Source organism: Bacteroides sp. CAG:633, assembly GCF_000435115.1.
GTDB lineage: Bacteria > Bacteroidota > Bacteroidia > Bacteroidales > Bacteroidaceae > Bacteroides > Bacteroides ndongoniae.
In genome coordinates this window covers 1-664 of the sequence record NZ_FR883016.1, presented here as the reverse complement: position 1 = coordinate 664, position 664 = coordinate 1, and the positions used below count along the sequence as shown (strand labels likewise).

Annotated in this window: 1 protein-coding gene; it reads right to left on the bottom strand. The window is 39.5% G+C overall.

The genetic code is table 11. The features are described 5' to 3' along the window. The coding region (locus tag QVP67_RS03425; protein ID WP_288179859.1) for a glycosyltransferase at window positions 1–617 on the bottom strand (617 nt) is incomplete at its 3' end. Window positions 618–664: the final 47 nt, after the last annotated feature.

The following is a 664-nucleotide window of genomic DNA, read 5'->3' as shown; positions in this document are numbered from 1 at the left end:
GGGGCTATCATTCGGGTACATCCTTCTGCAATGGTTTTCCATTCCATTCTTTTGCGTTCGATAGATAAAGCGGTTTGACCGATGGGAGTAATGAACGGTAGAAATGGAAGTTTCGACAGTCCTTTTCCTAATTGTTGATAAATTTCGTGAGGAAGCAAACGCATCAGAGGGTACCAATATTTTCCACTACGGATGTTTCGCAAACAACAGGCTAAGCAATGTTGGTGAGACACTGTTTGGGTACAGATTTGGTCTTTGCTATCAAGCAACGTTCCTGCCGGACAGACAATACCGCCATGATGGGCTGTCACTATCACCGGAATATGTAATGCTTTTCCAATATTTACTATTTCAGCTTTGTGACTGTGGGCATGAATAATATCCGGGTTGATTTGTCTGATCAATTGTAATAGGTCGTTTGTCCCTTCCGTTCCTATTTCATACAAATCAATCGATTTGTACTGTTTCTTTTCGATTTTTCCTCTCTTGGAGACGAATGAAATGACTTGCAAGGAACATTGTTGGCGAATCATTTCATCAACAATATTCTTTACATAGACTTGTCCTCCTCCGTAGGTGGAAAAGAAATTGCCGGATGCTATTTGAATAATATTCATGTACTTATAAAACTACTTAATTAATTTGTCTAAGAATACCCTCATCC